This is a genomic window from Xanthomonas sp. NCPPB 2586 (assembly GCF_041475775.2).
Classification (GTDB): domain Bacteria; phylum Pseudomonadota; class Gammaproteobacteria; order Xanthomonadales; family Xanthomonadaceae; genus Xanthomonas; species Xanthomonas campestris.
The window spans coordinates 2,835,269-2,859,698 of the sequence record NZ_CM192981.1; the positions used below are offsets into that span (position 1 = coordinate 2,835,269).

Genomic DNA, 24,430 nt, shown 5'->3' on the forward strand with positions numbered 1-24,430 from the left:
TCAGTGGGATTCGACAGGGCGCGACGATTGCTCGCGCAGGGCCGCGGCATAGCCGCCGGCGCCGTGTTCCAGGGTGCGCGCGACACGCCCGATGGTGGTCACGCTGACCTGGGTCAGGTCATGGATCTCGCGATACGGCACACCCTTGACCAGCAACGGCACCACCCGCCAGCGGTCGGACATGGCTTCGAGTTCGGCCGGCGTGCACAGGTCACGCAGGAAGGCCTCGACGGCGCCGGGTGCCTCCAGGCACGCCAACGCCTCGGACAGCATCTTCAGCGAGGCGGCGACATCGGTACTTTCGCGGGGAGCAGGTCGTTGTTTCATCGCGTTAATGTAATAGCGTGTTAGTACATTAGCGCAAACGGGATACTGAGGACAAGCGGGCGAGCCTGCGGCGTTCATGCAAGCGTCTTGCACGGACGCGCTCTGATCTCGCTACCGCAGCGCCACCGCCACGCATCCTGCCCCGAAAACGAAAGCAGCCGGCCAGATCGCTCCGGCCAGCTGCCCGCAACGCCCGTGCAATGGGCGCGATCAGTTCGCCGCGATCCCCGACACCAGCATCGCCTTGGCCTGCTCCAACTCCACCTGCAACGTGCTGGCCAGCTCGTCACGGGCCACATCGAACTGCTGCTCGCGCACCAGGTCCTTCACCGCCACCACGCCACGCGCCAGCTCGTCGTCGCCGGCCAGCACCACGAAGCGGATGCCCGCACGCGCGGCGTACTGGAACTGCTTGCCGACCTTCTTCGGCTCCATCTGCACTTCGGTATTGATGCCGCCAATGCGCAGCCGGCGCGCGATATCCAGCGCATCATCCAGGCGCGACTCGTCCATCAGCGCCACCATCGCGTGCACGCTGCTCTCGGCGATCCCGGCAATCAGGCCGGCCTCGCGCAGCTGCCAGAACAACCGCGTCAGGCCAATGGAAATGCCCACGCCCGGCAGCTTGGACTTGGTGTAGTGGCTGGCCAGGTTTTCATAACGGCCGCCCGAGCAGATCGAGCCGATCTGCGGGTGATCGGTCAGCGTGGTCTCGTAGACGGTGCCGGTGTAGTAATCCAGCCCGCGCGCGATCGAGAAATTCAGGCAGTAGGCGGTCTCGGGCACGCCCAGCGCCTTGACCAGTTCCAGCACCTCACGCAACTCGGCAATGCCCTCGCCCAGCGTTGCGCTCGCGCCCACCGAGGTCTCCAGCGCCTGCAACTGCGCCAGCGCATCGGCATGCCCGTTGGAGCGCACCGCCACGAAGGCCAGGATCTTGTCCACCTGCGCGGCCGCAATGCCGAAGCCTTCGCCGGTCAAGGTGTCGCGTACGTACTCGGCGCCGCGCTTGTCGATCTTGTCGACCTCGCGCAGCACCGCCAGCTGCAGCTCGCCCTCAGCCACGCCCAGGCTTTCGAAGAAACCGCGCAGCAGCTTGCGGTTGTTCAACTGCACCTTGAACTCGCCGATGCCCAACTCGGCGAACACCGCGTGGATCACCGCCAGCACTTCGGCGTCGTAGCGGATGCTCAGCGCATCCTTGCCGATCACATCGATGTCGCACTGGTAGAACTCGCGGAAGCGGCCACGCTGGGCGCGCTCGCCGCGGTACACGCGCTGCATCTGGTAACGGCGGAACGGAAAGCTCAACTCGTGCTCGTGCTCGGCCACATAGCGGGCCAGTGGCACGGTGAGGTCGAAGCGCAGCGCCAGCTCCGGCAGGCCGCCACTCTCGGCGCCCTCGTCGGCTGCCGCGGCGGCATTGGCCAGCGCGCCGGTGGACTGCACGAAATACACCTGGCGCTCGGTTTCGCCGCCGGATTTGGTCAGCAGCACATCGGAGAGCTCGAACACCGGGGTTTCCACCGGCAGGAACCCGAACCGCTCGTAGTTGCGGCGGATGACGTCCAGCATGCGCTGGAACGCGATCTGCTCGCGCGGCAGCAATTCCATGATGCCGGGCGGCGTACGGGGCTTGATCACGAGCGAAACTCCTGCGTATCGAGTGGGGCGAACGCGCAATTCTACCGGCTGGGCGGCCGTGCTGACCGCATGGCGTATCATTCGCCGCGTCCCAGCAGTGCGTGGCCCATGTACCGGCAGCTTCCAGACCCCAGCGTGACCTGCCCGGCCCCGGCCGAGGCCACTGGCGCCACCGCCCGTGACTCCGAATGCGCGTTGTGTGCGGTACGCGGCCGGGCGATCTGCGCGGCGCTCTCGGAACAAGAGATGGCCGCGCTGGACCAGGCCACCAGCGCGCAGGCCTATGCCACCGGCAGCACGCTGGTGCGGGCCGGCGAGGCGCGCCACCACGTCTACACCGTGACTTCCGGGGCGCTGCGCATGGTGCGCACCCTGGCCGATGGGCGACGCCAGATCACCGGCTTCGTGCTGCCCGGCGACTATGTCGGGCTCACCGAAACCAGCCACCACCGCCACGATATCGAAGCCATCATCGACAGCCGGGTCTGCCGCACGCCGATGGCGCAGATGCGTCAGCTACGCGAGCGCTACCCAAGCCTGGAACGCAAGTTGTTGCAGCGTGCCGGCATGGAGCTGGCCGCCGCGCAGGACACCGGCCTGCTGCTGGCGCGCCTGCAACCCAGCGAGCGGCTGGCGCATTTCCTGCTGCGCCTGGCCGCACGCTCCACCCGCCCGGGCGCATCCGGCGACACCGTGGCGCTGCCGGTGAGCCGCAGCGACATCGCCGACCATCTTGGCCTGACCATGGAAACGGTGAGCCGCACCTTCACCAAGCTCAAGCAGCAGCACCTGATCGCCCTGCCCCAGCTGCATCTGGTGCAGATCCTGGACTATCCGGCGCTACGCAAGCTGGCTGGCGACGAGGTCTGAGCCCGGCCGCCATGCGCTGGCGGCGAAACGGAGCGGGCAAGCATCGCAATCGCTGGCTGCGACATCTCCGGCAACGCCAGCCGCAGCGCCCCTAGCGCCCACCCACGCTGGCAACGGCAGCGCCGCAACCGCCACTCAACAGGCGCGATTGGCGCAACCAGGCACGGTCCGGGTAATAGGCAAACACGAAGGCGCCTTCGCGCAAGGTATCGATCAACTGTTTGGCCACCGCCGGCCGGACCGCCGGGCAGCCCAGGCTGCGGCCCAGCCGGCCCTGGCTGCGGATCACCGCTTCGCTGACATACGGCGCACCGTGGATCACGATCGCGCGGTCGCGTGCATGGTCGTTGAAACCAGGCTCCAACCCCTTCAGGCGCAGTGAATAGCCGTTGTGGCCGGTGTAGGCCTCCTGCGCGGTGAAGGCGCCAAGGCTGGACTGGAAACTGCCGTCGTCGTTGGAGAATTTCGCCGCCAGGTTATTGCCGGTATTGCGCCCATGCGCCACCCACTCTTCGAACAACAGCCGCTGGCGGGCCAGATCGAATACCCACAGCCGCCGCTCGGTCGAGGGGCGGCTGTAGTCGATGACGCTGAGCACCCGCTCGGTGCCCACCTGCTGGCGTTGACGCGCGCATTGCAGGGCTTCGGTGGCCAGGGCCAGGACCTGCCGGTCCAGCGCCGGTGCCTGGCGGGCCAGTGCATCGACCAGGCCGGCCTGCGGTGTGCCCAGGGGCGACACAGGCGAGGCAGCGATGGCGTCGGCGGCACCCGCCGTGCCGGCCGTTGCCCATCCGCACAGCGCGGCGGCAACGGCGATCAATCGATAAGACATGCAACAACCCACAGGGACGCGGTGCCACGTGGGCCCGCACCCCCTAGAGATAGCCGCATCCGGCCCGGTTTCCAACCCCAGCTGGCTGAACGTGTTCGGTCAGGGCGCATCCGCGAGCAGACGCTGCCGGAACGCCAGGTAGTCCGGTGCCAGCGGTTCGGCATGCGCCGGACGCTGCAACAGCGCCGCCAGCGCCGGCGGAATCTCCACCGCGCGGCCGATCAGCGGCTCCACCACCGCCTCGAACTTGGCCGGGTGCGCCGTGGCCGCCACCGCCCAGTCGCCGGTGCCGCCCTCGACCCCTTCCGCGCGCAATTGCTCCAGTACGTGCACGGCGGTGGCGGTATGCGGGCAATGCACCTCGCCGTAGCGTGCGAAGCGTTGCTGCACGGTATGGCGGATCGCCGTGTCATCCACCGAGAGCGCACGGAAGGCCTCGCGCAGGGCCGCATCGTCGCCGTCATACAGCCAACGCAGGCGTTCGAAATTGCTGGGCGCGCCCACGTCCATCGCGTTGGCCACGGTGGCCACGCTGGGTTGCGGGGCGTAGTCGTCGCCGGCGAAGTAGTCGGGCAACACATGGTTGGCGTTGGACGCCAGCGCGATCTCGCCCAACGGCACGCCGAGCGCGCGCGCCAGGATCGCCGCCAGGCCGTTGCCCAGGTTGCCGGTGGGCACCACCAGGTTCAATGCGGCCCTGGAGCCAGCGTGGTGCTGCAGCGCTGCGTGCGCGTAGTAGCTCATCTGCGGCAGCAGCCGCCCCAGGCTGATGCTATTGGCCGAACTCAGCGGCACCTGCACCTGCAGCTCGCCATCGTTCAAGGCCTGCTTGACCATGGCCTGGCAGTCGTCAAAGGTGCCGGCCACACGCAATGCCTGGATGTTGTCGCCGAAGCAGCCCAGCTGATGCGCCTGCCGTGGCGACACGCGGCCATCCGGATACAGCACCACCACCCGCAGGCCGGGCTGCCGATGGAACGCCGCCGCCACGGCCGCGCCGGTATCGCCGGAGGTGGCCACCAGAATGGTCAGCGGGCGGTCTTCGGCGCGCCGCAGCCGGGTCAGGCAAGCGGCCAGAAACCGCGCACCAAAATCCTTGAAGGCTGCGGTGGGGCCATGGAACAGCTCCAGCGCGTAGTCGCCCGGCGTGGCCAGCGGCACCAGCGGCGCCGGGAAATCGAACGCTTCGGCGCAGATGGCCGCCAGCTCGCCTGCCAGCGCGTCACCTTCGAAGAACGGCTGCAGCAGTGTGGTGGCCGTGTCGGCCAGCGTTGCGCCGGCCTGCAGGGTGCGCGCCGGCGGCAGGGTCTGCGGCACGTACAGGCCGCCGTCCGGGGCCAGGCCGGCGGCGATCGCCTGGCTCAGGCTCACGGCAGGTGCGGCGCCACGGGTAGAGATGAACATCATGCGGACTCCAGGCAGAGCGGAAACGGGCCAGCGCCCATCAACGAGAAAGGCGGATGCTGCGGGTGAGCGGCGGCATTGGACATCGCGGCGCGCCGCCAGGCGGTCGCACGGGGTTGCTGGCGCGGCGCTATGCTGCGCGCACCTTCCCGTGGAGCCCGCAAATGATCAAGGTCAGTGTGATGTACCCGTATCGCGATGGCGCCCGCTTCGATCACACCTACTACAGCGACACCCACATGCCGTTGGTGAGCGCGCGCATGGGCGCGGCCTGCCTCAGCTACACGGTGGACAAGGGCATCAGCGGCGGTGAGCCGGGCAGCACGCCGCCGTACATCGGGATGTGCCACATCTTTTGCGATTCGGTCGAGGCCTTCAACGGCAGCTTCGGGCCGCACGCGGCCGAGATCCTTGCCGATATCGCCAACTACACCGATCTCGCGCCAGTCATGCAGATCAGCGACGTGGTCGTGGGATGAACATGGCATCGCGGTGCACGCCTGCTGCGCGCACCGCTGCTGCCTGATCGAACAACGCGTGCGCTGGCTCATGCAAGCAGCCGTGCCGCGGGGCTGTTGATGGGCGTCACCCAGGCCTGGCTGTCCAGGCCCACGCCGGCAAATGCGGCTTGCACCGCCGGCGCAGCAGCAGCGGCAGCCGCGCGGGTTTCGAACCAGGCAAACACGCTGGGGCCGGCACCGGAAATACTGGCGCCCAGCGCAGCATGCGCGAGCGCGGCCTGTTTCGCCTGCGCAAAGCCGGTAATCAAGGGCGCGCGCCGCGGCTCGACCAGCACATCGCGCAGGCCGGCGCGGACCAGGTCCGCATCGCCGGCATGGCAGCCGGCCAGCACCAGCGCCAGGTTGGTGCTCTGCGCCACGAACTCGCTCAGGCGGTAGTCGCCAGCCAGGGCTTCGCGCGCGCGGCGGGTTTCCAGCACTGCCTCCGGATGCACCACCAGGCTGTGCCACGCCTCCGGCACTGCGATCGGCACCAGCCGCTCCAAGGTGCACAGCACCAGCCCGCCCAGGAACAACGGCCCCAGGTTGTCGCCATGCCGGCTGCCGCTGGCCACCGCTTCGCCATCGAGCGCGTGCTGATAGAGCTGGTCAGTGCTGACCGGCGTGTCCAGCAAGGCATTCGCCGCCACCAGCGCAGCCACGCACGAGGCAGCGGAGCCGCCCATGCCCGAACTCAAGGCGATGCCCTTGTCGATCTCCAGTTCAAAGCCGAACGGCAGCGCCAATGCCGCACGCAGCGACATCAATGCCGCGCCGGCGGTGTTGCGCTCGGCCTCCAGCGGCAGCGCCACCGTGGTGCCGCGAATGGCGGCAATGCGCACCACCGGCGCGTCGATGCGGCGCACGGTCACGGTGTCGCCCACGCCATCCAGCGGGTAGCCCAACAGGTCGAAGCCCACCGCCACGTTGGCCACCGACGCCGGCGCAAATGCGCGCGCCTCGCGCAGCCCACGTGCGGCGGGCACGGCCTGGCCCATGTCCACCATCTGATTCACAAACGCGCCCCCTCGCCTGCCGCCACGCGCAGCAGATCGGCAAACACGCCGGCCGCGGTCACTTCCGGCCCTGCGCCCGGGCCCTGCACCACCAACGGGTTCTCGCAGTAGCGGCGGGTGGTGAACTGCACCACGTTGTCGGTCAGGCGCAGATTGGCGAACGCATGGTGCGCAGGCAATTCCACCAGGCCCACGCTGGGGGCGCGATCTGGAGGCAGCTGCGCGACATAGCGCAGCACGTTGCCGCGCGCATGCGCGTCGGCCAGCCGCTGCGCAAAGCCGGCGTCCACCGTCTGCAGCTGTGCCATGAAGTCATCCACGCTGGCCTGACGCAACGCCTCGGGCACCAGGCTTTCCACGCTGACATCGTCCAGGCTGATCGCCCGCCCCGCCTCGCGCGCCAGGATCACCAACTTGCGTGCCACATCCACGCCGGACAGGTCATCGCGCGGGTCTGGCTCGGTGTAGCCCATGCCGCGCGCCTGCGTCACCAGCTCGGAGAACGGCACGCTGCCGTCGTATTTATTGAACAGCCACGCCAGCGTGCCGGAGAAAATGCCTTCGATCGAGGTCACTGCATCGCCGGTATCGACCAGGTCGCGCAGCGTGGTGATCACCGGCAGGCCGGCGCCGACCGTGGCCTCGTAGCGGAAGCGCGCACCGCTGACATCGGCGGCGGCACGGATCGCTTCATAGCGCGCCAACGAGCCCGAGCCGGCCTGTTTGTTCGGCGTCACCACATGGATGCCGGCCGCCAGCCAGCCCGCATAGCGGTCGGCCACCTCTGCACTGCCGCTGCAATCGATGATCACCGTATGCGGCAGGTGCGCGGAGAGCAGATGCGCGGTGAAGCGCTCCAGATCGGTGGGCGTAGACGCCGCTGCAAATGCATCGCGCCAATCGCCGGTCACGCTGCGCTCTTCCAGCAACATGCGCCCACGCGAGACCACGCCGCGCAGGCGCAGATCCAGGTTGGCCTTGCCGAGCAGTTGCGGCTGCGCGGTACGCAGCTGATCCAGCAACGCCGCACCCACATTGCCCGGCCCGATGACACCCACCGAGAACGTCTGTGGCGACAACCAGAAACCGGCATGCGCCGCGCGCAAGGCCTTGGTGGCATGCGCTGCATCGATCGCCACCGAGATGTTGCGCTCCGACGAACCCTGTGCAATCGCCAGGATATTGACCTGCGCGCGGCCCAGCGACTCGAACAAGCGCGCCGCCACACCGGGTTGCCCGGCCATGCCATCGCCCACCGCCGCCAGCACGCTGATGCCGGTGGTCAACTGCACGCGCTGCACCTGGCCAACCGTGAGTTCGTGCGCAAACGCCTGCAGCAGCGCATTACGCGCACGCTCGGATTCATGCTGCTTGACCACGCAGCAGATCGAATGTTCCGACGAGCCTTGCGAGATCATCACCACCGACACCTGCGCCGTGCGCAGCGCCGCGAACACACGCTCGGCCGTTCCCGGCACACCGATCAGGCCGGTGCCTTCCAGGTTGAGCACCGCCAGATCCGGGCTGAGCGTCAGCCCCTTGATCGGCCCGCTCACCGCACTGCTGGCGGTGATACGCGTGCCTGGATGTTCGGGCTGGAACGTATTGCGGATGATGATCGGCAAACCCCGCTCGATCGCCGGCGACATGGTCTGCGGATGCACGACCTTCGCGCCGAAATAGGCCAGCTCGCAGGCTTCGTCGTAGCTCAGGGTTTCCAGCTGCACCGCCTCGGGCACCACGCGCGGATCGGCCGAGAGCACCCCATCCACGTCGGTCCAGATGTGCAGCTCGTGAGCATCGAACAAGGCCGCGAAGATTGCGCCCGAATAATCGCTGCCGTTACGCCCCAGCGTGGTGATGCGGTCGCCGCGATCGCGCGCGACAAACCCGGTGACCACCACCCGCGTCTGCGGATGCGCCTGCCGCCAGGTGTCCAGCCGCTGCGCGCTCACCGCCCAGTCCACATCCACACCCAGCTCGCCGCGATTGACCACCAGCACATCGCGTGCATCCAGCACTGCGCAGTCTTCGCCCAATGCACGAAAGTGGTCGCCAAGCAGCTGCGCGGAATACACCTCACCCAACCCCTGCACCCGATCAAGCACTTCGCGCGGCAGCTCGCCGATGACTGCAAGCGCCGCAAGGATCTGTGACAGATGCTCGAAGCGCTCGTCCAACCACTCTACGGTGGGCCCGGAATGCTCGCCCAGCAACGCCACCGCCGCACCGCGATGCCGCGCACGCGTTTCGTGCCAGCGCTCGCGCCACTCGGGACGATTCTGCGCGGCCAGTTCGGCCAGCTCGATCAACGCATCGGTCACGCCTTTCATCGCCGAGACCACCGTCACCTGCACGGTCTCATCGCGTGCCAGCAACAGCTGCGCCACATGCCGGTAACGCTCGGCATCGGCAACCGAGGTGCCACCGAATTTATGCACCACGGTGCGGACGGAAGGCGTTGGGACAGCGGCGGGTTCAAACGAAACGACAGGCGATGACATCGACAGACCTCGTTGGGAGGCCCCGTCCGCTTCAGGTGAGAGAGGGAGACCCCCGCATCCTGATCCGGGTGCGGGGCCGTTGTTTTCGGAAATTACGCGAAGACGACGGACCGCACCGGGCGAATGGTGGCGGTGGTAATGGTGGTGGTAATGCCGGCCACGCCCGCACCCGGCCGCAGTAGCGGCTGGCAGAGAAGCGAAACGCTGGCGGAGGCGTTATCCATGCGTGCAAAAGACATCACAGGGCCGAGGCCTGTCAAGCATTGCGTGAATGGGTAGGCGCACGCGCTCGGGGCGCGAAACAGAAAACCTTGTTGCTCAGGGATTTAAGCATCGCGCGCGCAAGCAATTGATTGCTATGGAAACTTTTGGAACGACTTTGGAGAGCCGCCCTGCGCAGGTTTCGAACCTCGATTGGTAGTGTCATGCGCTCAGATGACGCGATACAGCTGACTAGATCGCTTGCGGGCGAGGCGTTGCCTCGCTGCCGGCATCAGTTCGCATCAAGCGACAGGCCACTTCGCACCAAGCAACAGATCGTCGCTATTGCCGCGCCGGTGAGTACGAGGCACCAAGATCAACAGCGGAGATCAGCCGAGTACCTGGGGATTGAGTTGCCAGACCGAAAAGTTGAGCGCCGCCGCGAAGCTCACCCACGCCAGATAAGGCACCAAGAGCCACGCCGCCAACGCCCGCCGCTTCGCGAACACGGCAATCGTTCCTGCCAACACCAGCCACAGCGCCACGATGTCCGCGAATGCCCAAGCCCCCAACTGCCACGCAAAGAACAGCCAGCTCCACAAACCATTGAGCATCAACTGCAGCACGAACAGGCCCAGCGCCGGATGCGTCCCCGCCCGGCTGACGCGCCGCCACACCAACCAGACCGACACCGCCATCATTCCGTACAACACTGTCCACACCGGTCCGAACAACCAGCCCGGCGGCGCCCACGTCGGCCGCTGCAGCAGCGCATAAAAGCTGGCCGCCTGGATCGATGCCATTGCGCCCAGCCCAGCGACGGCATAGCAAAGCACCAGCCAACCCAGAAGGCCGAACCATTGCGATTTTTTTGAACGTCCTTGGGTCATGACTGCTTTGGCCTGTGATCCGCGCTCGTCAGCGTGGCAGAGCTTCTGTGCAAGCCGTGACTACGCGCATAAGCGAGTCCGCGCTCAGCTAACGCCGTACGGATTCGTGTCGCCATGTCCAATCTCCTCGGGATAGGGAGTTGGACTCCAAACCAATGCGCCACTCAAAATCGGGGGACGTCGCGTCCGCACAGGTCTATTCATGCATTTGCGGAGTTAGGTGTTGGCGATCAGTTGCGAGGGTCGGCGATCAGCCTGGACGGCGAACCGTACAGAACCAGCACTCGGGCCCCTGCTGCAAATGCAGGTGTTGCACCCTGCACCACTGTCATCAGTGAACCGTTTTCGGTCTGGACGACGTACTCCATGCCATCCGCACGTGATGCCGAACGCTCAGCTGCAGCACCGACAATGGCGCCGGCGACCAGGCCGCCAACTGCTCCGACGGCGTTGGCACGACCACTGCCGCCCATCGATGAGCCGGCAATGCCGCCTGCTGCCGCGCCCGCCGCGGCGCCACCGCCCTGCGTGCCATCGATCGAAACAGCGCGCGCACTGATCACCGTGCCTGCCACGGTCCGATTGACCTGGCCAACCGAACCCACTGAGTAGCTGTCGGTGCGCACGTTAGGTGCGCACCCAACCACTGCGACCGCGAGGTAGGTCGCGACGATGAGCGACTTCACGGAGTCGCCTGGCTGCTCGGGAACATCGGCTTGCTCACGTCGACCGTTTCCAACGCCTGCAGGAACAGCGCGATGTTGTTCTGGGCGGAGCGATTGACAGACTCGCGAGCGCGGATCACGCCGGCGAACGCATAGCCCGCCGGCACAGTGCCCGAAGCGCTCACATCCTGGGTGTAGACGATGCTGCCGTTCGCGCGATCGATCAGCTCGTAGCGCGCGATGGTCTTGGTGGTCATGGACGCGCCGAACGACGGTATGTCGATCGCCAGGATCTTCACCGACAAGCTGAGCTTTCGCGGTGCGTCGTCACGAAAGATCGCCATCCGGTTGAGCGCCTCAGTCAGGGCGTTCTCCCACATGTCCGGTATTTCGTGCTGCGCCTCAGGCGGCACCTTGCCCTTTGCCTCGTCCGGTCGGGCCAGCGTGACCGTCAGCGACTTCAGCTCGGCATCGAGCTTCTTGCTGCTGACTCCTACGCCCGGCACCGAGAAGTTGAGCGGCGGATTGGCCGCACAGCCAGAAAGCGCCGCGATCACGATCGCAGCGGCGAGTAGCTTTCTCATTCCATTCCCCTGTTGCTTCCATTGCGGCATGGGGCCGCACCCCTACAGCTAACACGATAGTAACAAATGACTCGAACTGCACCAGATGAACATCTCCCCCGACTATCCATGTAGCAGACCAGCAGCCTGCCTTCCCCCACGTTCGGCTGGCGCAGGCCAAGGACTGACATACGCCAGGAAGCCACGCCCTTGCCGCCCAGCATTCCCGCGTGCCAGTCCACCAGTCGCAGCTGGTCACCACACACGGCGCACCACATCGCTACCGCATCAGCGGGCCGGCGCCGACCACGTTCCACATCGAGCGCTGCCGCTGCGGCAAGGCCACTGCGCCGAGCACCAGCCGCGCAGTCACCGAAGGCCGCTGGACCGAACCCACCGGCCAACACCGCATCCCGCTGTCCCACCTGAGCCGTGCGCGAGCAGCTGTTAGCACACTTGGCCACCGCGGCACATGCCGCCTGATCGAGGTCATCATGCGTCTACAACCCAAAGCACAGGCCGCGCGGAAGGCGGCATATACCGCACAGGGCCGCACCCTGCGCCGCACTCGCGGCGGCTTCGCCGCAATGCCCGCGCAGGTGTAAGCCAACGGCCCCGTGCAGATCCAGGCGTTCATCCGCCGATGAATCAACTGGCTCGACGAAGCCGGCCTGGTGCAGTTCGACGACCCCCAATTCCCGAACGTCATAACCCTCAACCCACGCGGCATCGCCTACGCCGAGCAGCTGGTGCGCGACGAACCCGCTGCGCGCAGCAAGGCAGGTGCGCAATGAGTGCCTTCGCCCTCTCCACCGTCCGCCACAAGGACCGCGAACGCGCCGATCTCGCGAACGGCCTCGAGGCCTTCGCCAAGGCCGGCGGGAAGATCGAGAAATTGGGGGGTTACTCCCGCGCGCAAGATTCTATCGCGGCGCCAGGTTAACAACGCTCGCATGCAGACCAAAACAACGCAGAGTCAGAACCCATCGTGACGATAAAATTCCTATCCGATCAAATAATTTAGGTGATTGAGTGTTTGCTCCACCTCAATCCGGGCTTCCTTAAGCGAATCGAGATAATCATCGGGAGCATCCATTTCCAATGGACGACCATCATTCTCGTAAATTACACCCGCATTATTTTGATAGATGGCGGCGTACATCAACGCCTGTCTAGCCATTCCTGCAAGCACAATTGCGCGCAGAAGTCCCGTAGCAGCCGGACCAATTTCGTGGATCTCAGATGCGCGCCGAGTCAGTGTCTCTGGAAGTTGAGCGTATCCACTTGCCTCATGAAGAAAAGGCCCATCCGGGCTGTCGAAATCATTTGCAGCGACCCAGGCCTGCACAAGGCCCCCTCTGAATTTCTCAATAAGGGGCTGAAAAGCGATTGCAAACGCTTTAGTTCTGAGCACTCGATCCCTCTCAATCCGATGCTCTTGTCCCGCCTGAATTCGAATTGGAATCCAAATGGCGACACCAATGCCGGCGATGCTCCCGACTGCCTGTACCCACGCTGGAGCATCCTTCCCAAGATCAAATGGGTAAATAAGAAGAACAAATATAAGCGCAATACCGATATAAAGCATCTGGACCAGCACATGCCTCACGACGCGCTCCAACCTAATCCTCTGAACGTCTTCCACCGAAAAATCCTTATTTAGAAAAATCTCAGAGTACCCGAACAACCTCATGCCAAGGTCACTCGGATCGTATGATCGAAACAACCAACCACGTTGGCGGTCATGCATGACCAACGAAGATGTCGCGAATCTCGCTGGCAAAGACTGTCTCAACGTCGCAGAGGCAGCCCACTACTGCGGCGTCTCCGAATCCCAGTTCCGCAAGAACGCACTCGCCTACGTGCCACTCCGCCGCATACGGATGCTCGCCGGTCATTCTGACTATACGACGACAGAGAAGTTCTATGCACACTTGACCCCCGAGGGGGACGAAGAAGCCGTTCGTATAATTGGATTCTGAAAATGATGCAAAGCTAAACCTGAGAATTGAATCTTTTTACAGCGACCTTCTCAACTCTGGCATCTTTCCGAGCTTTACGGGCAGCAGCAATTGCATTTTTAGAAAGTTTTATAACATCCTCTTTTGGCTCGTGATGCAGAGGCACAGCCAAGTGGATTAAATCAAAAACATGACCAGCCGAATTTTGATTGTCACTAGACCTAAAGGACAAAGGAACAGGACCTTTCCGAGCATTGCATTGCGGCATTTGTGCGACTAAGGCAGCTTGCCACCCAGCCAAAATCACATTGGCCTGATCATGGTTACAATAAAGCAACAAGCCGCCCGCAGTTTGGTTAGGCATCCCGGTTGCATAGCGAGACGTGAGCTGCTGATATCCATGAAAAATCTTACTCACATCGCTGGCAATCTTAGCCTCGCCAAGCCACTTATAATCCCCATACTCTATTACAATATCCACATTGCCATTTATATTTTTCGCGGCACAATTCAACTCAAGATTAGTTAGCGATAGCTCAATGATTCCAGTGAGCGTATCTTCACTAAGATCCTTGAAGTGGTTACGCTTATTTGCAATCAACGAAATTTGGTGAAGAACAGCATCTTCGACTAACTGAACCCACTCATCGTACAGCGGCCTATCAAAATCCCACATCATTATTTTGAAGTGCAGCTGTTTAACCGGCGAAAGCTGAGCATTAGCGCGCCACTGATCCATCGTTACTTCTTTCATGAAGAGCTTACCGCTTCATTTATTTTGAAGTAAGGCACTAAATTTCTCTCAAAATGACGGATTTGACTTCCATTTTGGGGGTCAATCAAATATCCATCCTTGTAAGCAGCCATTACTTCACTATCGTCGAGCAGCTCTCCCACTCCATCCTCGTCGCCAGCACTAAAATAAATAAAATGCATGTCTAGAAGCTTAGTTTTTGGTTTTGAAGCCAACAGCCGCACACTTTCAAAGAGTACAGAATCATCTGAGGAAATTCCGGCAATCTTTGATAGCTCGCTAATCGTCCATGAGGCATCACGATCAGAGATAAAATGGGAAAGCTGCTTAACCAAACAAGCAGCGGCCTCCCTAACATCCTGATCAGATATCTCATTAATTGAATTAGCAATGTCGGCTAACGACGTCATATCCAATTTTTGACATGTGGGGTCAGCTTTGAGACTACAAGACTGAGGTCTCGTGACGTGAGACAGCCACGGACAACGCAATAGCCGACCACCGGGAGAGCCTTTCCTAAATCCATTGCCACCCCCGGAATCTGCACCTCGGGAACGGTGATTATCCCATCTGGGTGCTTAACCGACCACTGCATCGCGACTTTGAACAGTTCCAAACTTTTTCCAGCCGCCGTCACGGCCGCGGCTCCGGCGGCGTCATAGACGGCCTTCCGTAAGCACAGCGCAGTTCTGCGTCTCGCCTTGTGGTGATTCACTGACTGTCCGCCAGCAGAAAATCCATAATCCACAAGCTTTCCATCGGGGGCCTGATATAAACCATCAACAGAGTTGCCATAGATTGGCAAATTTAATTGAGCGACCGAGAAATTGCCGCAGGGTGCTAAGCAAATGCTTCGCGCCTGGTTCTGGAAAGCGCTGAGTTGGACCATCCTGGGGATAATCGACAGCTATTACGACATAGTTACCATGAGACGGCAGCCAGATAGCATCATACACTTGCTTGAATATGTTTTTATATCCAACGATTCTTTCATACCCGCTTGCAGCCCCGTCCTTTAGGCTTGATGCCGGCACGGGGACCGAATGAACATAAGAGCGCACCCCGGTATAAAGTGCGGCCACCCCACTTTCAAGCTCTACAAAACCGGCGGCAGTTGGGTCTAAGTACCTCATAGGTATAAGAGTACTCTCGGGAGCCACACCAGGAAAGACATCGGTCAAATCGTTTTTGTGCTTCCGCTTTGCTCTAATCCAAGCCTCCACGGCGGGCCTTTCACCGGGCTGAAGTTGAACAATCTGTATGTACTTCTCACCTGCTACAAGGTGTTCGACCAGGCCCTTGTAAAGCGCGTCTTCCTGAGCCTGATTGCTTCCAGTCGCGATAATAGAAGTGACTGTATTCTCATATCCCCGCGAGGTATCGAAAGCTGCCCGACCTAAAATATGTCTCGCAACCGATCTCCACGGTGCTCGCCCCAGTCCCCACAGCATACTGTCCATCTGCATTCCGTCTGCTCTCCTATCCATAAGGAATCTGAGAGTAACTCGATCCGTAGAGCGTATGCTGTAGGGGTTATTCCTACAATGCTTTTTGTGTGTCTCTAAGTGGCTGTAGAGACCACTTTAGCGAGGGAACGGCTTCATGTGGCAGCTGTGGCAGAGGCCTGTGGATATCCACAAGAATGCAGCAGGCCAGATACTTCAGGCTGCATCTAACTTGTTGATTCCTGGTGACCCCGGCCCGATTCGAACGGGCGACCTTCCCCTTAGGAGGGGGACGCTCTATCCAGCTGAGCTACGGGGCCAAGGGCGGCATTGTCGCATGTTCGTCCGGCTTGCCAAGCCGGCGGGCGGTGCGGGGAGCCTGCTAAAATCGGCGGCTACTTGCGTTGCGTTCCGCTTGGTGCGGGGTGCGGCCGTCCCGACTTTTTTGGAGATCCCATGTCCGCTGACCTGCTCAAGGCGCTCGACCTCGCCCCGTCCAATGCCGGCACCTATCTTGGCGAGGGGACCTGGTCGCAGGCCACCGGTGCTGGGGTGCTGCAGCCGCTCAATCCGACCACCAATGCGGTGATCGCCGATGTGCAGGCCACCACGCCGGAGGACTACGAGCTGATCGTGGCGCGCGCGCAGGCCGCCTTCAAGGTCTGGCGCACCACCCCGGCGCCGCGTCGTGGCGAGGCCGTGCGCTTGTGCGGCGAGGCACTGCGTACGCACAAGGACGCGCTCGGTTCGCTGGTGGCGCTGGAAATGGGCAAGAGCAAGCCCGAAGGCGATGGCGAGGTGCAGGAGATGATCGACATCGCCGACTTCGCCGTGGGCCAGAGCCGCATGCTGTACGGCTACACCATGCATTCGGAGCGCCCGGGTCACCGCATGTACGAGCAGTACCAACCGCTGGGCCTGGTCGGCATCATCAGTGCGTTCAACTTCCCGGTGGCCGTGTGGGCGTGGAATGCGTTCCTGGCGGCCATTTGCGGCGATATCTGCATCTGGAAGCCGTCCAACAAGACCCCGCTGACCGCGATCGCGACGATGAAGATCTGCAATGCAGCGCTCAAGGAGGCAGGCTTCCCGGACATCTTCTTCCTGATCAACGATGCCGGCACCTCCTTGTCGGAGAAGCTGGTCGAAGACGGCCGCGTGCCGCTGATCAGCTTCACCGGCTCGACCCAGATTGGCCGCGTGGTGGCCGAGAAGGTCGCACGCCGCCTGGGCCGTTGCCTGCTGGAGCTGGGCGGCAACAACGCCATCATCCTGGACGAAACCGCCGACCTGAAGCTGGCGGTGCCGGGCATCGTGTTCGGCGCGGTGGGCACCGCCGGCCAGCGCTGCACCACCACGCGCCGCCTGATCGTGCATGAGTCCATCCACGACAACGTGCTGGCCACGCTGGTCAAGGCGTACAAGCAGCTCGACAGCAAGATCGGCGACCCCACCGACCCGGCCAACCTGATGGGCCCGCTCAATAGCCGCGGTGCGGTGGAACAGTTCCTGGAGTCCATCGCCAAGGCCAAGGCCGCCGGCGGCACCGTGGAAGTGGGCGGCACCGCGATCGATCGCCCAGGCAACTTCGTGTTGCCGGCGATCGTGACCGGGCTGAAGAACAGCGACGCGGTGGTGCAGCACGAGACCTTCGCGCCGATCCTGTACGTGATGAAGTACAGCACGCTGGATGAGGCGATCGATCTGCAGAACGGCGTGCCGCAGGGCCTGTCGTCGTCGATCTTCACCCAGAACCTGAAGGCGGCCGAGAAGTTCCTGTCGGCGGCCGGCAGCGATTGCGGCATTGCCAACGTCAACATCGGCACCTCGGGTGCGGAGATCGGCGGCGCCTTCGGCGGCGAGAAGGAAACCGGCGGCGGTCGCGAATCCGGCTCGGATGCGTGGAAGGTCTACATGCGCCGCCAGACCAACACCATCAACTACTCCGATTCGCTGCCGCTGGCGCAGGGCATCAAGTTCGACCTCTGATCGCATTGTGATCGCAGCGCCCCGGGCTCCGGGGCGTTGTCCGGTGCTGGCACCTGGCGCTCGTTGCGCCTATTGGTACCACTGCCTGCAGCGACGCACGCGCTGCTTTCTGCGCGCTGCCGCGCAGGGGCCAACGCGAGCACATGCAACACCCAGCGCTTGCCCAGTGCGCAAAAGACCGCCTCACGCATTGGCCGCGACCCGATGCACCGCCGCAGGCCATACTGCACAGCCGCCATTCCGCCGCAGACCGCACGCCATTTGCGTGCCCGCTCTGGGATAATTGTGCAGCGCCCTGCCCTCCGGCTGTGGCCATCCAAGGAGTTGTGATGAATCATGTCGTCCGACAGACCAGCACGCTGGCCATCGTCAGCCTGGTCTCAGGCATTCTCGGCTGGACCCTGCTGCCGTTCCTGGGCAGCGTCTGCGCCATCATCACCGGCCACCTGGCGCGCGGCGAGATCCGGCGCAATCCGCAAGGCCTGGAAGGCGATGGGCTGGCCGTTGGCGGCCTGCTCCTGGGCTGGATCTCGGTGGCGATGTGGATTGCGGGCGTGGCGATCTTCGTCCTGTTCTTCGGCGGCCTGGCCTGGTTTGCGGCGGCAAACGCGTGAGCATGGCCGCGCCATCCTCCGCGCAACGGTTCAACGACCGGGTGGCCGCATACGTGCGCTACCGGCCCAGCTACCCGCCGCAGGTCTTGCGCTGGCTGCATGAGCAGCTCGGCGTGACGCCCGCCAACCACGTGGCCGACATCGGTGCCGGCACCGGGATTTCCAGCCGGTTGTTCCTGGAGGCCGGCTACCCGGTGACCGCAGTGGAACCCAATCCGGCCATGCGCGAAGCAGCGCAGCAATGGCTGGCCAGCTATGCCAAATTCCGGGCGGTCGACGGCACTGCCGAGGCCACCGGGCTGGCCGATGCCAGCGTGGATGTGGTCTCTGCGGCGCAGGCCTTCCATTGGTTCGACATGCTCGCGGTGCGTGCCGAATGGGCGCGCATCCTGAAACCCGGCGGCCTGGCGGTGGTGTACTGGAACAGCCGCGAACTGGACAGCACCGCGTTCCTGCGCGGCTATGAGCAGCTGTTGCTGGACTACGGCACCGACTACACCGCCGTGGCCGAGCGTTACCAGGACGATGCCACCATGCAGGCGTGGTTCGGCGAGGGTTTCGTTGCGATGGCCAAGTTTCCCAACGTGCAGCAGCTGGACTTCGAGGCCTTGCGCGGCCGCTTGCTGTCGTCGTCATACGCGCCCCTGGCGCACGATCCGCGGCATGCACCGATGCTTGCCGCGCTGCGCGCCCTGTTCGATGCACATGCCCAGGATGGGCACATCGATTTCCATTACCAGACCCGCGTGTTTGCCGGGAGATTGAACTGACCCGCATGTATTCGCTCGCCCGCCCCTTCCTGTTCGCCTTCGACGCCGAGCGCGCCCACGCGCTGGCCCTGCGCGCCATCGACACCGCCTACCGCACCGGCACCACGGCGCTGGTGGCCACCCGGCCGGTGCCCCTGCCCACGCCTGCCTTCGGGCTGATGTTCCCCAACCCGGTGGGCCTGGGCGCCGGGCTGGACAAGAACGGCGAGCACATCGATGCGCTGCTGGCATTGGGCTTCGGGTTTGTCGAGATCGGCACGGTGACGCCGAAGCCACAGGAGGGCAATCCCAAGCCGCGCATGTTCCGGTTGCCCGAATACCAGGCGGTGATCAACCGCATGGGCTTCAACAACCTGGGCGTGGATGTGCTGGTGAAGAACGTGCAGCGTGCGCGCCGGCGCGGTGGCCTGCTCGGCATCAACATCGGCAAGAACAAGGACACGCCCAACGAGGAAGCGACCAGCGATTACCGCTATTGCATGGAGCGCGTGTATCCGCTGGCCGACTACATCACCGTCAACATTTCCTCGCCCAATACCGCCGGTTTACGCGAGCTGCAGGAAGAACAGGCGCTGCGCCGGCTGATCGCCGATCTGCGCGAAACCCAGGAAGCCCTGGCCGCCCAACACGGCAAGCGCGTGCCGATGCTGGTGAAGGTGGCACCGGACCTCAACGACCGCGACATCGATGCGGCCGCACGCGTGTTGGCTGACCTGGCGGTGGATGGCGTGATCGCCACCAACACCACGGTGACGCGCACCCTGGTGGCCAGCCATCCGATGGCCGAGCAGGCCGGCGGCCTGTCGGGCGCACCGCTGCTGGGGCAATCCACGCTGGTGCTGCGTCGCCTGCGTGCACGCCTGCCTGAGTCCATTCCGTTGATCGGCGTGGGCGGCATCACGTCCGGCGCCGATGCGGTGGCCAAGATGGCCGCCGGTGCCAGCCTGGTGCAGTGCTACAGCGGCCTGGTCTATCGCGGGCCGCGCTTGATCGGCGAGTGCGTGGATGCAATCCGGCGCCGCCGTGAGTCGCCCAGTGGCGGCGCGGTGGGGCCGCTATGAGCGCGGCATCGCCGCTGCGCTGGCAACTCATCGAACACGCCCCGCTCCGCGCACTCAATACCTTTCATGTGGATGCCACGGCACGCTGGCTGTTGAACATCCATGCGCCCGAGGCGCTGCCCGACGCACTGGCTGCGCCGCAGATCGCCGGGCAACCACTGCTGGTGCTGGGCAGCGGCAGCAATGTGTTGCTGGCCGGCGACCCGCCCGGCTGTGTGCTGTGTTTCGACAACCGCGACATCACCATCATCGCCCACCATGCCGACCACGCCATCGTGCGCGCAGGCGCCGGGGTCAATTGGCACGGGCTGGTGATGTATTCGCTGCAGCAGGGGCTTTCCGGCCTGGAAAACCTGGCGCTGATTCCCGGCACCGTGGGTGCCTGCCCGATCCAGAACATCGGCGCCTACGGCGCGCAGGTCAGCGACTTCATCCACGTGGTGGAAGCCTACGACCGCGGCACCGAGCAGTTCGTGCGGCTGAACCCGGCCGAGTGCGCCTTCGGCTACCGCGACAGCGTGTTCAAGCAGCAGCCGGACCGGTATCTGATCGTGGCGGTGGAATTCAATCTGCCGCTGCTGCACGAATTACGACTGGACTATGCCGGCATCCGCGAAGAACTCGCGCGCATGGGCGCCGAGCTTGCGGGCGCGGCCGATGTGGCGCAGGCGGTGATCAACATCCGCCAGCGCAAGCTGCCTGACCCGGAGGTGTTGGGTAACGCCGGCAGCTTCTTCAAGAACCCGCTGCTGCCGAGTGAGCAGATTGCCGCTTTGCAGGCGAGCTTTGCCGACATGCCGGTGTTCCCCGGCGAGCAGCCCGGCCAGGGGAAACTCTCGGCGGCGTGGCTGATCGAACAATGCGGCTGGAAAGGCAAGCGCGAGGGCGACGCCGGCATTTCCGAAGCGCATGCCTTGGTGCTGGTCAATCACGGCAATGCCAGCGGCGCGCAGCTGCTGGCATTCGCACGCCAGGTGGCCGAATCGGTGCGGGAGCGGTATTCGGTGATCCTGGAACCGGAGCCGCGCGTGATCGGAGCGCATTGGTGACGGCGCAGCCCGCGTCGGCACGCGCTGCGCTGTGGATGCTGGTCAGCACATTTGCGTTCGGCCTGATGGCCATCACCATCCGGCTGGCGTCCAAGGACATCGCCACGACCGAGATTGCGTTTTTTCGTAACGCATTCGGCTTGTTGGCGCTGCTGCCGTTGATCGTGCGCCCTGGCAAACCGCTGCCGCGCACGCGCCAGTTGCCGCAGTATCTGGCGCGCACGTTGATCGGCCTGGCCTCGATGCTGTGCGGCTTCTGGGCGATCGGGCATCTGCCGCTGTCGCAGGCCATTTCGTTGTCGTATTCCACGCCGTTGTTTGTCACCGTGCTGGCGGTGATCTGGCTGCACGAGCAGGTGCGCCTGCGCCGCTGGCTGGCGGTGGCGGCGGGGTTTGTGGGCGTGCTGGTGATCCTGCGGCCAGGCTCGTCCACGTTCACGCCCGGGTTGCTGATTGCACTGCTGGCCGCGGTGATCAGCGCGGTGGTCGCCATCCAGATCAAGCAGCTCTCGCGTAGCGATGATTCGGACACGGTGGTGTTCTACACCTACGTGTTTTGGGTGCCGATGTCGTTGATCCCCGCGTTGTTCCAGTGGACCTGGCCACACGGGATCGACTGGCTATGGCTGATCGCCACCGGCATCTTCGGTACCGCCGGGCAACTGTTCTGGACGCGTGCGCTCAAGCTGGGCGAAGTCTCTGCGTTGCAGCCGATCAGCTTCATGCAATTGCCACTGGTGGCCTTGCTGGGCTGGTGGCTGTTCGGCGAAGCGATCGCGCGCCACACGGTGATCGGTGCGGCGATCATCATCTCTGCCAACGTGTACATCGCGCATCGCGAAACCGTGCTGGCGCGCCGCGCGGCGACGCATGCGCCGGTGGAAGGCGCCAAACCGGGTGAGTGAGCGGGTCCACGCGGCAGCTGGATGGGCTCGCTGGCCATGCATCTCCTCGGCAATGCCAACGTAGACTTCGGTCGCCGCGTACTGCGTACCACCTGCGCCGTAAGGTTTCCGATTTACCATCCGCCGCACTGACGTGGAGTTCGCATGCCGGTCCCAACGAAAACCATTGGTTTGATCGGCGGAATGAGCTGGGAATCCACCCTGCCCTATTACCGCATCATCAACCAGCACTTGCGCCATGCGTGCGGTGGCCTGCACTCGGCGAAGCTGCTGCTTTACAGCGTCAATTTTCATGACATCGAGCGGCTGCAGCACGCCGGCGATTGGGAGGGGGCGGGTCAGGCGATGGCCACGGCAGCGCGTGCGCTGCAGGCCGGAGGCGCCGACTTCATCGTGCAGTGCACCAACACGATGCACTGCGTTGCTGACGCGATCACCGCCGCCACGCCCCTGCCGCTGCTGCACATCGCCGATGCCACCGCCGATGCATTGGTCGCCGCGGGCATCCTCCGTGTCGGGCTGCTTGGTACGCGCTTCACCATGGAGCAGCCGTTCTATCGCGAGCGACTGGAAGCGCGGGGCTTGGATGTGCTGGTGCCGCCGGCCGAGGCACGCGCACAGCTGCATCGGGTGATCTACGACGAGTTGTGCCAGGGCGTGATCAAACCGAAATCGCGCGACTATTTCCGTCAGGTCATGGCCGACCTCGGCCAGCACGGTGCGCAAGCGATCATCCTGGGGTGCACCGAGATTTCGCTGCTGGTGGACAGCACCGATGCGCAGCTGCCGTTGTTCGACACCACCGCGTTGCACGCCGAGGCGGCGGCATTGGCAAGCGTGTCCGGCTGATTCGCAGTGAAGGCGCAGCAATGGCGCCCCTGACCGAAGCAACAGCGTATTTGCGTGAAGTCTGATAGGTGCCATCGGCATTCCATCCCCCAAACGCCGTAGCGAGGGCACTGCATGGCAGCTAGCATTGGATGCTCGGCGCGTTACCAAGCTTCAATGGCAGTGCATCGCCACCCGCGACAGGATGCAATTGCATGACCACCGACGCCCTACCAACGCAACTCACCCGCCGCGATTACAAAACGCTGGGCTTGTCCGCGCTGGGCGGCGCGCTGGAATTCTATGACTTCATCATCTTCATCTTTTTCGCGAAGGTGCTGGGCGAGTTGTTCTTCCCGCCCGGCATTCCGGAATGGACGCGGCAGTTGCAGACGTTCGGCATTTTTGCCGCCGGCTATTTGATCCGCCCGCTGGGCGGCATTGTGATGGCCCATTTCGGCGACCTGCTCGGGCGCAAGCGCATGTTCGCGCTGAGCATCGGGTTGATGGCGCTGCCCACGCTCGCTATCGGCGTGCTGCCGACCTACGCGCAGATCGGCGTGGCGGCACCGCTGTTGCTGCTCACGATGCGGCTGCTACAAGGCGCAGCCATTGGCGGCGAGGTTCCCAGCGCATGGGTGTTCGTTGCAGAACACGTGCCCGCGCGGCGCAGAGGGCTGGCCTGCGGCACACTGACTGCTGGCCTGGCTGCCGGCGTGCTGCTTGGTTCGCTGAGCGCCGGCGCACTCAATCGCGCCTTCACCCCGCAGGAGATCGCCGAATACGCCTGGCGACTGCCATTCCTGGCCGGCGGCATCTTCGGCCTGCTGTCGGTGTATTTGCGGCGTTGGCTGCATGAAACGCCCGTGTTCGCCGAGTTGGTGGCCATGCGCGCGCTGGCACGCGAGACGCCGCTGAAGGTGGTGCTGCGCGATCACCCGCGCAGTCTCGCGCTGTCGTTGTGGCTGACCTGGGTGGTGGCCGCCGCAGTGCTGGTGGTGTCGCTGATGACGCCCACGCTGCTGCAGACTGCGTATGGCTATCCGGCACCGGTCGCGCTGCAGGCCAACCTGCTGGCGGTGCTCATGCAGGCCATCGGCTCGGTGGTGGCCGGCGCGCTCTCGGACCGCTGGGGCAACGGGCGTGTTCTGCTGGCCGGCAGCGTGATCCTGGGCATCAGCGCATGGCTGTTCTATCGCCTGGCAGGCGATCCGCAACTGCTGTTCCCGCTGTATGCCCTGCTCGGTGCTGCGCTGGGCGTGCTGGGTGCGATTCCCCGCGTGATGGTCGAGGCGTTTCCACCGGTGGTGCGTCTGTCCGGCGTGTCGTTTGCCTACAACCTGGGCTATGCCGTGTTCGGCGGCCTGACCCCGTTGCTCGTGGTGCTGCTGCTCAAGCAACACCCGATGGGGCCGGCGTATTACGTGATTCTGCTGGCATCCATCGGAGCCATCGCTGGCGCTCGCTTGTGGCAACGGGAGCGTGTCAGCATTTCTTAGGGCCGCTGCCAACCCCTAGCGAACGGTGGTCAGGCGGGCGTGCACGGCGCGCAGGAGCCGCAGAGTACAAAGTGGGAATGGCTCTGATGCTGAGCACCGGCCGCACCCGCCTTGCGGCTGCGCAGTCGGTTCGTGAGTC

The 24,430-nt window shown here is 64.0% G+C and carries 26 protein-coding genes and 1 tRNA gene; 13 read left to right on the forward strand and 14 right to left on the reverse strand.

The window, feature by feature from the left end; all coding sequences use genetic code 11:
• Nucleotides 1–327, reverse strand: a complete 327-nt coding sequence (locus ACCQ09_RS12090) for a YerC/YecD family TrpR-related protein (protein ID WP_011036977.1) — start codon at nt 325–327, stop codon at nt 1–3.
• Between the two features lie 210 nt (nt 328–537).
• Nucleotides 538–1,971: a histidine--tRNA ligase gene (hisS, locus tag ACCQ09_RS12095; RefSeq protein WP_016944567.1), complete on the reverse strand. Its 1,434-nt coding sequence runs from the start codon at nt 1,969–1,971 to the stop codon at nt 538–540.
• 246 nt (nt 1,972–2,217) lie between these two features.
• Here hisS and ACCQ09_RS12100 point away from each other — a divergent pair, with 246 nt between their 5' ends.
• Nucleotides 2,218–2,841 (forward strand): Crp/Fnr family transcriptional regulator, encoded by a 624-nt coding sequence (locus ACCQ09_RS12100; RefSeq protein WP_228427903.1) that lies wholly within the window; start codon nt 2,218–2,220, stop codon nt 2,839–2,841.
• A 91-nt stretch (nt 2,842–2,932) separates the two neighbouring features.
• On the opposite strand, the gene ACCQ09_RS12105 is transcribed toward ACCQ09_RS12100, so the two are convergent.
• Together ACCQ09_RS12105 and thrC are read right to left on the reverse strand one after the other, a co-directional pair.
• The gene (locus ACCQ09_RS12105) at nt 2,933–3,673 is read right to left on the reverse strand and encodes a murein L,D-transpeptidase catalytic domain family protein (RefSeq protein WP_011036974.1); all 741 of its coding nucleotides are present in this window, start codon (nt 3,671–3,673) and stop codon (nt 2,933–2,935) included.
• 99 nt (nt 3,674–3,772) lie between these two features.
• Nucleotides 3,773–5,077, reverse strand: a complete 1,305-nt coding sequence (gene thrC, locus ACCQ09_RS12110) for a threonine synthase (protein WP_040942324.1) — start codon at nt 5,075–5,077, stop codon at nt 3,773–3,775.
• A 164-nt stretch (nt 5,078–5,241) separates the two neighbouring features.
• Between thrC and ACCQ09_RS12115 the strand changes: the two genes are divergently transcribed.
• Nucleotides 5,242–5,556, forward strand: a complete 315-nt coding sequence (locus tag ACCQ09_RS12115) for an EthD family reductase (protein WP_029217002.1) — start codon at nt 5,242–5,244, stop codon at nt 5,554–5,556.
• Between the two features lie 68 nt (nt 5,557–5,624).
• Here ACCQ09_RS12115 and ACCQ09_RS12120 read toward each other — a convergent pair whose 3' ends face one another.
• From ACCQ09_RS12120 to ACCQ09_RS12140, 5 genes are all read right to left on the reverse strand, one after another.
• Entirely contained in the window at nt 5,625–6,593 is a 969-nt protein-coding gene (locus ACCQ09_RS12120) for a homoserine kinase (protein WP_228427902.1), read from the reverse strand.
• Nucleotides 6,590–9,097 (reverse strand): bifunctional aspartate kinase/homoserine dehydrogenase I, encoded by a 2,508-nt coding sequence (thrA, locus tag ACCQ09_RS12125; RefSeq protein WP_228427901.1) that lies wholly within the window; start codon nt 9,095–9,097, stop codon nt 6,590–6,592. Before thrA ends, ACCQ09_RS12120 begins: the two co-directional genes overlap by 4 nt.
• Nucleotides 9,098–9,687: 590 nt before the next feature.
• Complete coding sequence (locus ACCQ09_RS12130; RefSeq protein WP_228427900.1) at nt 9,688–10,188, reverse strand: TspO/MBR family protein; 501 nt, start codon at nt 10,186–10,188, stop codon at nt 9,688–9,690.
• A gap of 230 nt (nt 10,189–10,418) precedes the next feature.
• Nucleotides 10,419–10,874, reverse strand: coding sequence for an outer membrane lipoprotein (locus tag ACCQ09_RS12135; RefSeq protein WP_075285747.1), 456 nt, complete (start codon nt 10,872–10,874; stop codon nt 10,419–10,421).
• On the reverse strand, nt 10,871–11,437 hold the full coding sequence (locus ACCQ09_RS12140) for a UDP-N-acetylglucosamine acyltransferase (protein ID WP_075285748.1): 567 nt from the start codon (nt 11,435–11,437) through the stop codon (nt 10,871–10,873). The genes ACCQ09_RS12135 and ACCQ09_RS12140 overlap by 4 nt, the downstream gene beginning before the upstream one ends.
• Nucleotides 11,438–11,646: 209 nt before the next feature.
• Between ACCQ09_RS12140 and ACCQ09_RS12145 the strand changes: the two genes are divergently transcribed.
• Nucleotides 11,647–12,021: a hypothetical protein gene (locus ACCQ09_RS12145; RefSeq protein WP_228427899.1), complete on the forward strand. Its 375-nt coding sequence runs from the start codon at nt 11,647–11,649 to the stop codon at nt 12,019–12,021.
• Between the two features lie 185 nt (nt 12,022–12,206).
• Nucleotides 12,207–12,359 (forward strand): hypothetical protein, encoded by a 153-nt coding sequence (locus ACCQ09_RS12150; RefSeq protein ID WP_228427898.1) that lies wholly within the window; start codon nt 12,207–12,209, stop codon nt 12,357–12,359.
• A 60-nt stretch (nt 12,360–12,419) separates the two neighbouring features.
• On the opposite strand, the gene ACCQ09_RS12155 is transcribed toward ACCQ09_RS12150, so the two are convergent.
• A complete protein-coding gene (locus ACCQ09_RS12155; RefSeq protein ID WP_228427897.1) occupies nt 12,420–13,061 on the reverse strand; it encodes a hypothetical protein in 642 nt (213 codons plus the stop codon).
• A gap of 103 nt (nt 13,062–13,164) precedes the next feature.
• On the opposite strand from ACCQ09_RS12155, the gene ACCQ09_RS12160 reads away from it, so the two are divergent.
• Nucleotides 13,165–13,398, forward strand: a complete 234-nt coding sequence (locus ACCQ09_RS12160) for a hypothetical protein (RefSeq protein WP_075285750.1) — start codon at nt 13,165–13,167, stop codon at nt 13,396–13,398.
• A 13-nt stretch (nt 13,399–13,411) separates the two neighbouring features.
• Here the strand turns inward: ACCQ09_RS12160 and ACCQ09_RS12165 are convergent, their stop codons facing one another.
• From ACCQ09_RS12165 to ACCQ09_RS12180, 4 genes are all read right to left on the reverse strand, one after another.
• Nucleotides 13,412–14,131 (reverse strand): hypothetical protein, encoded by a 720-nt coding sequence (locus ACCQ09_RS12165; RefSeq protein WP_146011543.1) that lies wholly within the window; start codon nt 14,129–14,131, stop codon nt 13,412–13,414.
• Nucleotides 14,128–14,541, reverse strand: coding sequence for a hypothetical protein (locus ACCQ09_RS12170; protein WP_146011544.1), 414 nt, complete (start codon nt 14,539–14,541; stop codon nt 14,128–14,130). The genes ACCQ09_RS12165 and ACCQ09_RS12170 overlap by 4 nt, the downstream gene beginning before the upstream one ends.
• A 369-nt stretch (nt 14,542–14,910) precedes the next feature.
• Nucleotides 14,911–15,591, reverse strand: a complete 681-nt coding sequence (locus ACCQ09_RS12175) for a hypothetical protein (RefSeq protein ID WP_228427896.1) — start codon at nt 15,589–15,591, stop codon at nt 14,911–14,913.
• A 228-nt stretch (nt 15,592–15,819) separates the two neighbouring features.
• Nucleotides 15,820–15,896 (reverse strand) — tRNA-Arg (locus ACCQ09_RS12180).
• A 136-nt stretch (nt 15,897–16,032) separates the two neighbouring features.
• Here ACCQ09_RS12180 and amaB point away from each other — a divergent pair.
• The 8 genes from amaB to ACCQ09_RS12220 all read left to right on the forward strand — a co-directional run bounded on the left by amaB (nt 16,033) and on the right by ACCQ09_RS12220 (nt 24,291).
• Nucleotides 16,033–17,565, forward strand: coding sequence for an L-piperidine-6-carboxylate dehydrogenase (amaB, locus tag ACCQ09_RS12185; protein ID WP_119959771.1), 1,533 nt, complete (start codon nt 16,033–16,035; stop codon nt 17,563–17,565).
• 329 nt (nt 17,566–17,894) lie between these two features.
• Entirely contained in the window at nt 17,895–18,179 is a 285-nt protein-coding gene (locus tag ACCQ09_RS12190; RefSeq protein WP_011036963.1) for a DUF4190 domain-containing protein, read from the forward strand.
• Nucleotides 18,180–18,181: 2 nt separating this feature from the next.
• On the forward strand, nt 18,182–18,949 hold the full coding sequence (locus tag ACCQ09_RS12195) for a class I SAM-dependent methyltransferase (RefSeq protein WP_040941399.1): 768 nt from the start codon (nt 18,182–18,184) through the stop codon (nt 18,947–18,949).
• 5 nt (nt 18,950–18,954) lie between these two features.
• The gene (locus ACCQ09_RS12200; protein WP_011036961.1) at nt 18,955–20,010 is read left to right on the forward strand and encodes a quinone-dependent dihydroorotate dehydrogenase; all 1,056 of its coding nucleotides are present in this window, start codon (nt 18,955–18,957) and stop codon (nt 20,008–20,010) included.
• Nucleotides 20,007–21,059, forward strand: a complete 1,053-nt coding sequence (murB, locus tag ACCQ09_RS12205) for a UDP-N-acetylmuramate dehydrogenase (RefSeq protein ID WP_075285751.1) — start codon at nt 20,007–20,009, stop codon at nt 21,057–21,059. The genes ACCQ09_RS12200 and murB overlap by 4 nt, the downstream gene beginning before the upstream one ends.
• A complete protein-coding gene (locus ACCQ09_RS12210; RefSeq protein WP_011036959.1) occupies nt 21,053–21,964 on the forward strand; it encodes a DMT family transporter in 912 nt (303 codons plus the stop codon). Before murB ends, ACCQ09_RS12210 begins: the two co-directional genes overlap by 7 nt.
• 144 nt (nt 21,965–22,108) lie before the next feature.
• A complete protein-coding gene (locus tag ACCQ09_RS12215; RefSeq protein ID WP_228427895.1) occupies nt 22,109–22,813 on the forward strand; it encodes an aspartate/glutamate racemase family protein in 705 nt (234 codons plus the stop codon).
• A 194-nt stretch (nt 22,814–23,007) separates the two neighbouring features.
• Nucleotides 23,008–24,291: an MFS transporter gene (locus ACCQ09_RS12220; protein WP_228427894.1), complete on the forward strand. Its 1,284-nt coding sequence runs from the start codon at nt 23,008–23,010 to the stop codon at nt 24,289–24,291.
• Nucleotides 24,292–24,430 lie beyond the last annotated feature (139 nt).

Bases quoted from the DNA above. Each gene is read 5' to 3' on its own strand.
- ACCQ09_RS12090 (WP_011036977.1), bottom strand. From the start codon at position 327: ATGAAACAACGACCTGCTCCCCGCGAAAGTACCGATGTCGCCGCCTCG.
- ACCQ09_RS12100 (WP_228427903.1), top strand. From the start codon at position 2,218: ATGGCCGCGCTGGACCAGGCCACCAGCGCGCAGGCCTATGCCACCGGC.
- ACCQ09_RS12105 (WP_011036974.1), bottom strand. From the start codon at position 3,673: ATGTCTTATCGATTGATCGCCGTTGCCGCCGCGCTGTGCGGATGGGCA.
- thrC (WP_040942324.1), bottom strand. From the start codon at position 5,077: ATGTTCATCTCTACCCGTGGCGCCGCACCTGCCGTGAGCCTGAGCCAG.
- ACCQ09_RS12115 (WP_029217002.1), top strand. From the start codon at position 5,242: ATGATCAAGGTCAGTGTGATGTACCCGTATCGCGATGGCGCCCGCTTC.
- thrA (WP_228427901.1), bottom strand. From the start codon at position 9,097: ATGTCATCGCCTGTCGTTTCGTTTGAACCCGCCGCTGTCCCAACGCCT.
- ACCQ09_RS12130 (WP_228427900.1), bottom strand. From the start codon at position 10,188: ATGACCCAAGGACGTTCAAAAAAATCGCAATGGTTCGGCCTTCTGGGT.
- ACCQ09_RS12140 (WP_075285748.1), bottom strand. From the start codon at position 11,437: ATGAGAAAGCTACTCGCCGCTGCGATCGTGATCGCGGCGCTTTCTGGC.
- ACCQ09_RS12150 (WP_228427898.1), top strand. From the start codon at position 12,207: ATGAGTGCCTTCGCCCTCTCCACCGTCCGCCACAAGGACCGCGAACGC.
- ACCQ09_RS12160 (WP_075285750.1), top strand. From the start codon at position 13,165: ATGACCAACGAAGATGTCGCGAATCTCGCTGGCAAAGACTGTCTCAAC.
- ACCQ09_RS12165 (WP_146011543.1), bottom strand. From the start codon at position 14,131: ATGAAAGAAGTAACGATGGATCAGTGGCGCGCTAATGCTCAGCTTTCG.
- ACCQ09_RS12170 (WP_146011544.1), bottom strand. From the start codon at position 14,541: ATGACGTCGTTAGCCGACATTGCTAATTCAATTAATGAGATATCTGAT.
- ACCQ09_RS12175 (WP_228427896.1), bottom strand. From the start codon at position 15,591: ATGGACAGTATGCTGTGGGGACTGGGGCGAGCACCGTGGAGATCGGTT.
- amaB (WP_119959771.1), top strand. From the start codon at position 16,033: ATGTCCGCTGACCTGCTCAAGGCGCTCGACCTCGCCCCGTCCAATGCC.
- ACCQ09_RS12190 (WP_011036963.1), top strand. From the start codon at position 17,895: ATGAATCATGTCGTCCGACAGACCAGCACGCTGGCCATCGTCAGCCTG.
- ACCQ09_RS12195 (WP_040941399.1), top strand. From the start codon at position 18,182: ATGGCCGCGCCATCCTCCGCGCAACGGTTCAACGACCGGGTGGCCGCA.
- ACCQ09_RS12200 (WP_011036961.1), top strand. From the start codon at position 18,955: ATGTATTCGCTCGCCCGCCCCTTCCTGTTCGCCTTCGACGCCGAGCGC.
- murB (WP_075285751.1), top strand. From the start codon at position 20,007: ATGAGCGCGGCATCGCCGCTGCGCTGGCAACTCATCGAACACGCCCCG.
- ACCQ09_RS12215 (WP_228427895.1), top strand. From the start codon at position 22,109: ATGCCGGTCCCAACGAAAACCATTGGTTTGATCGGCGGAATGAGCTGG.
- ACCQ09_RS12220 (WP_228427894.1), top strand. From the start codon at position 23,008: ATGACCACCGACGCCCTACCAACGCAACTCACCCGCCGCGATTACAAA.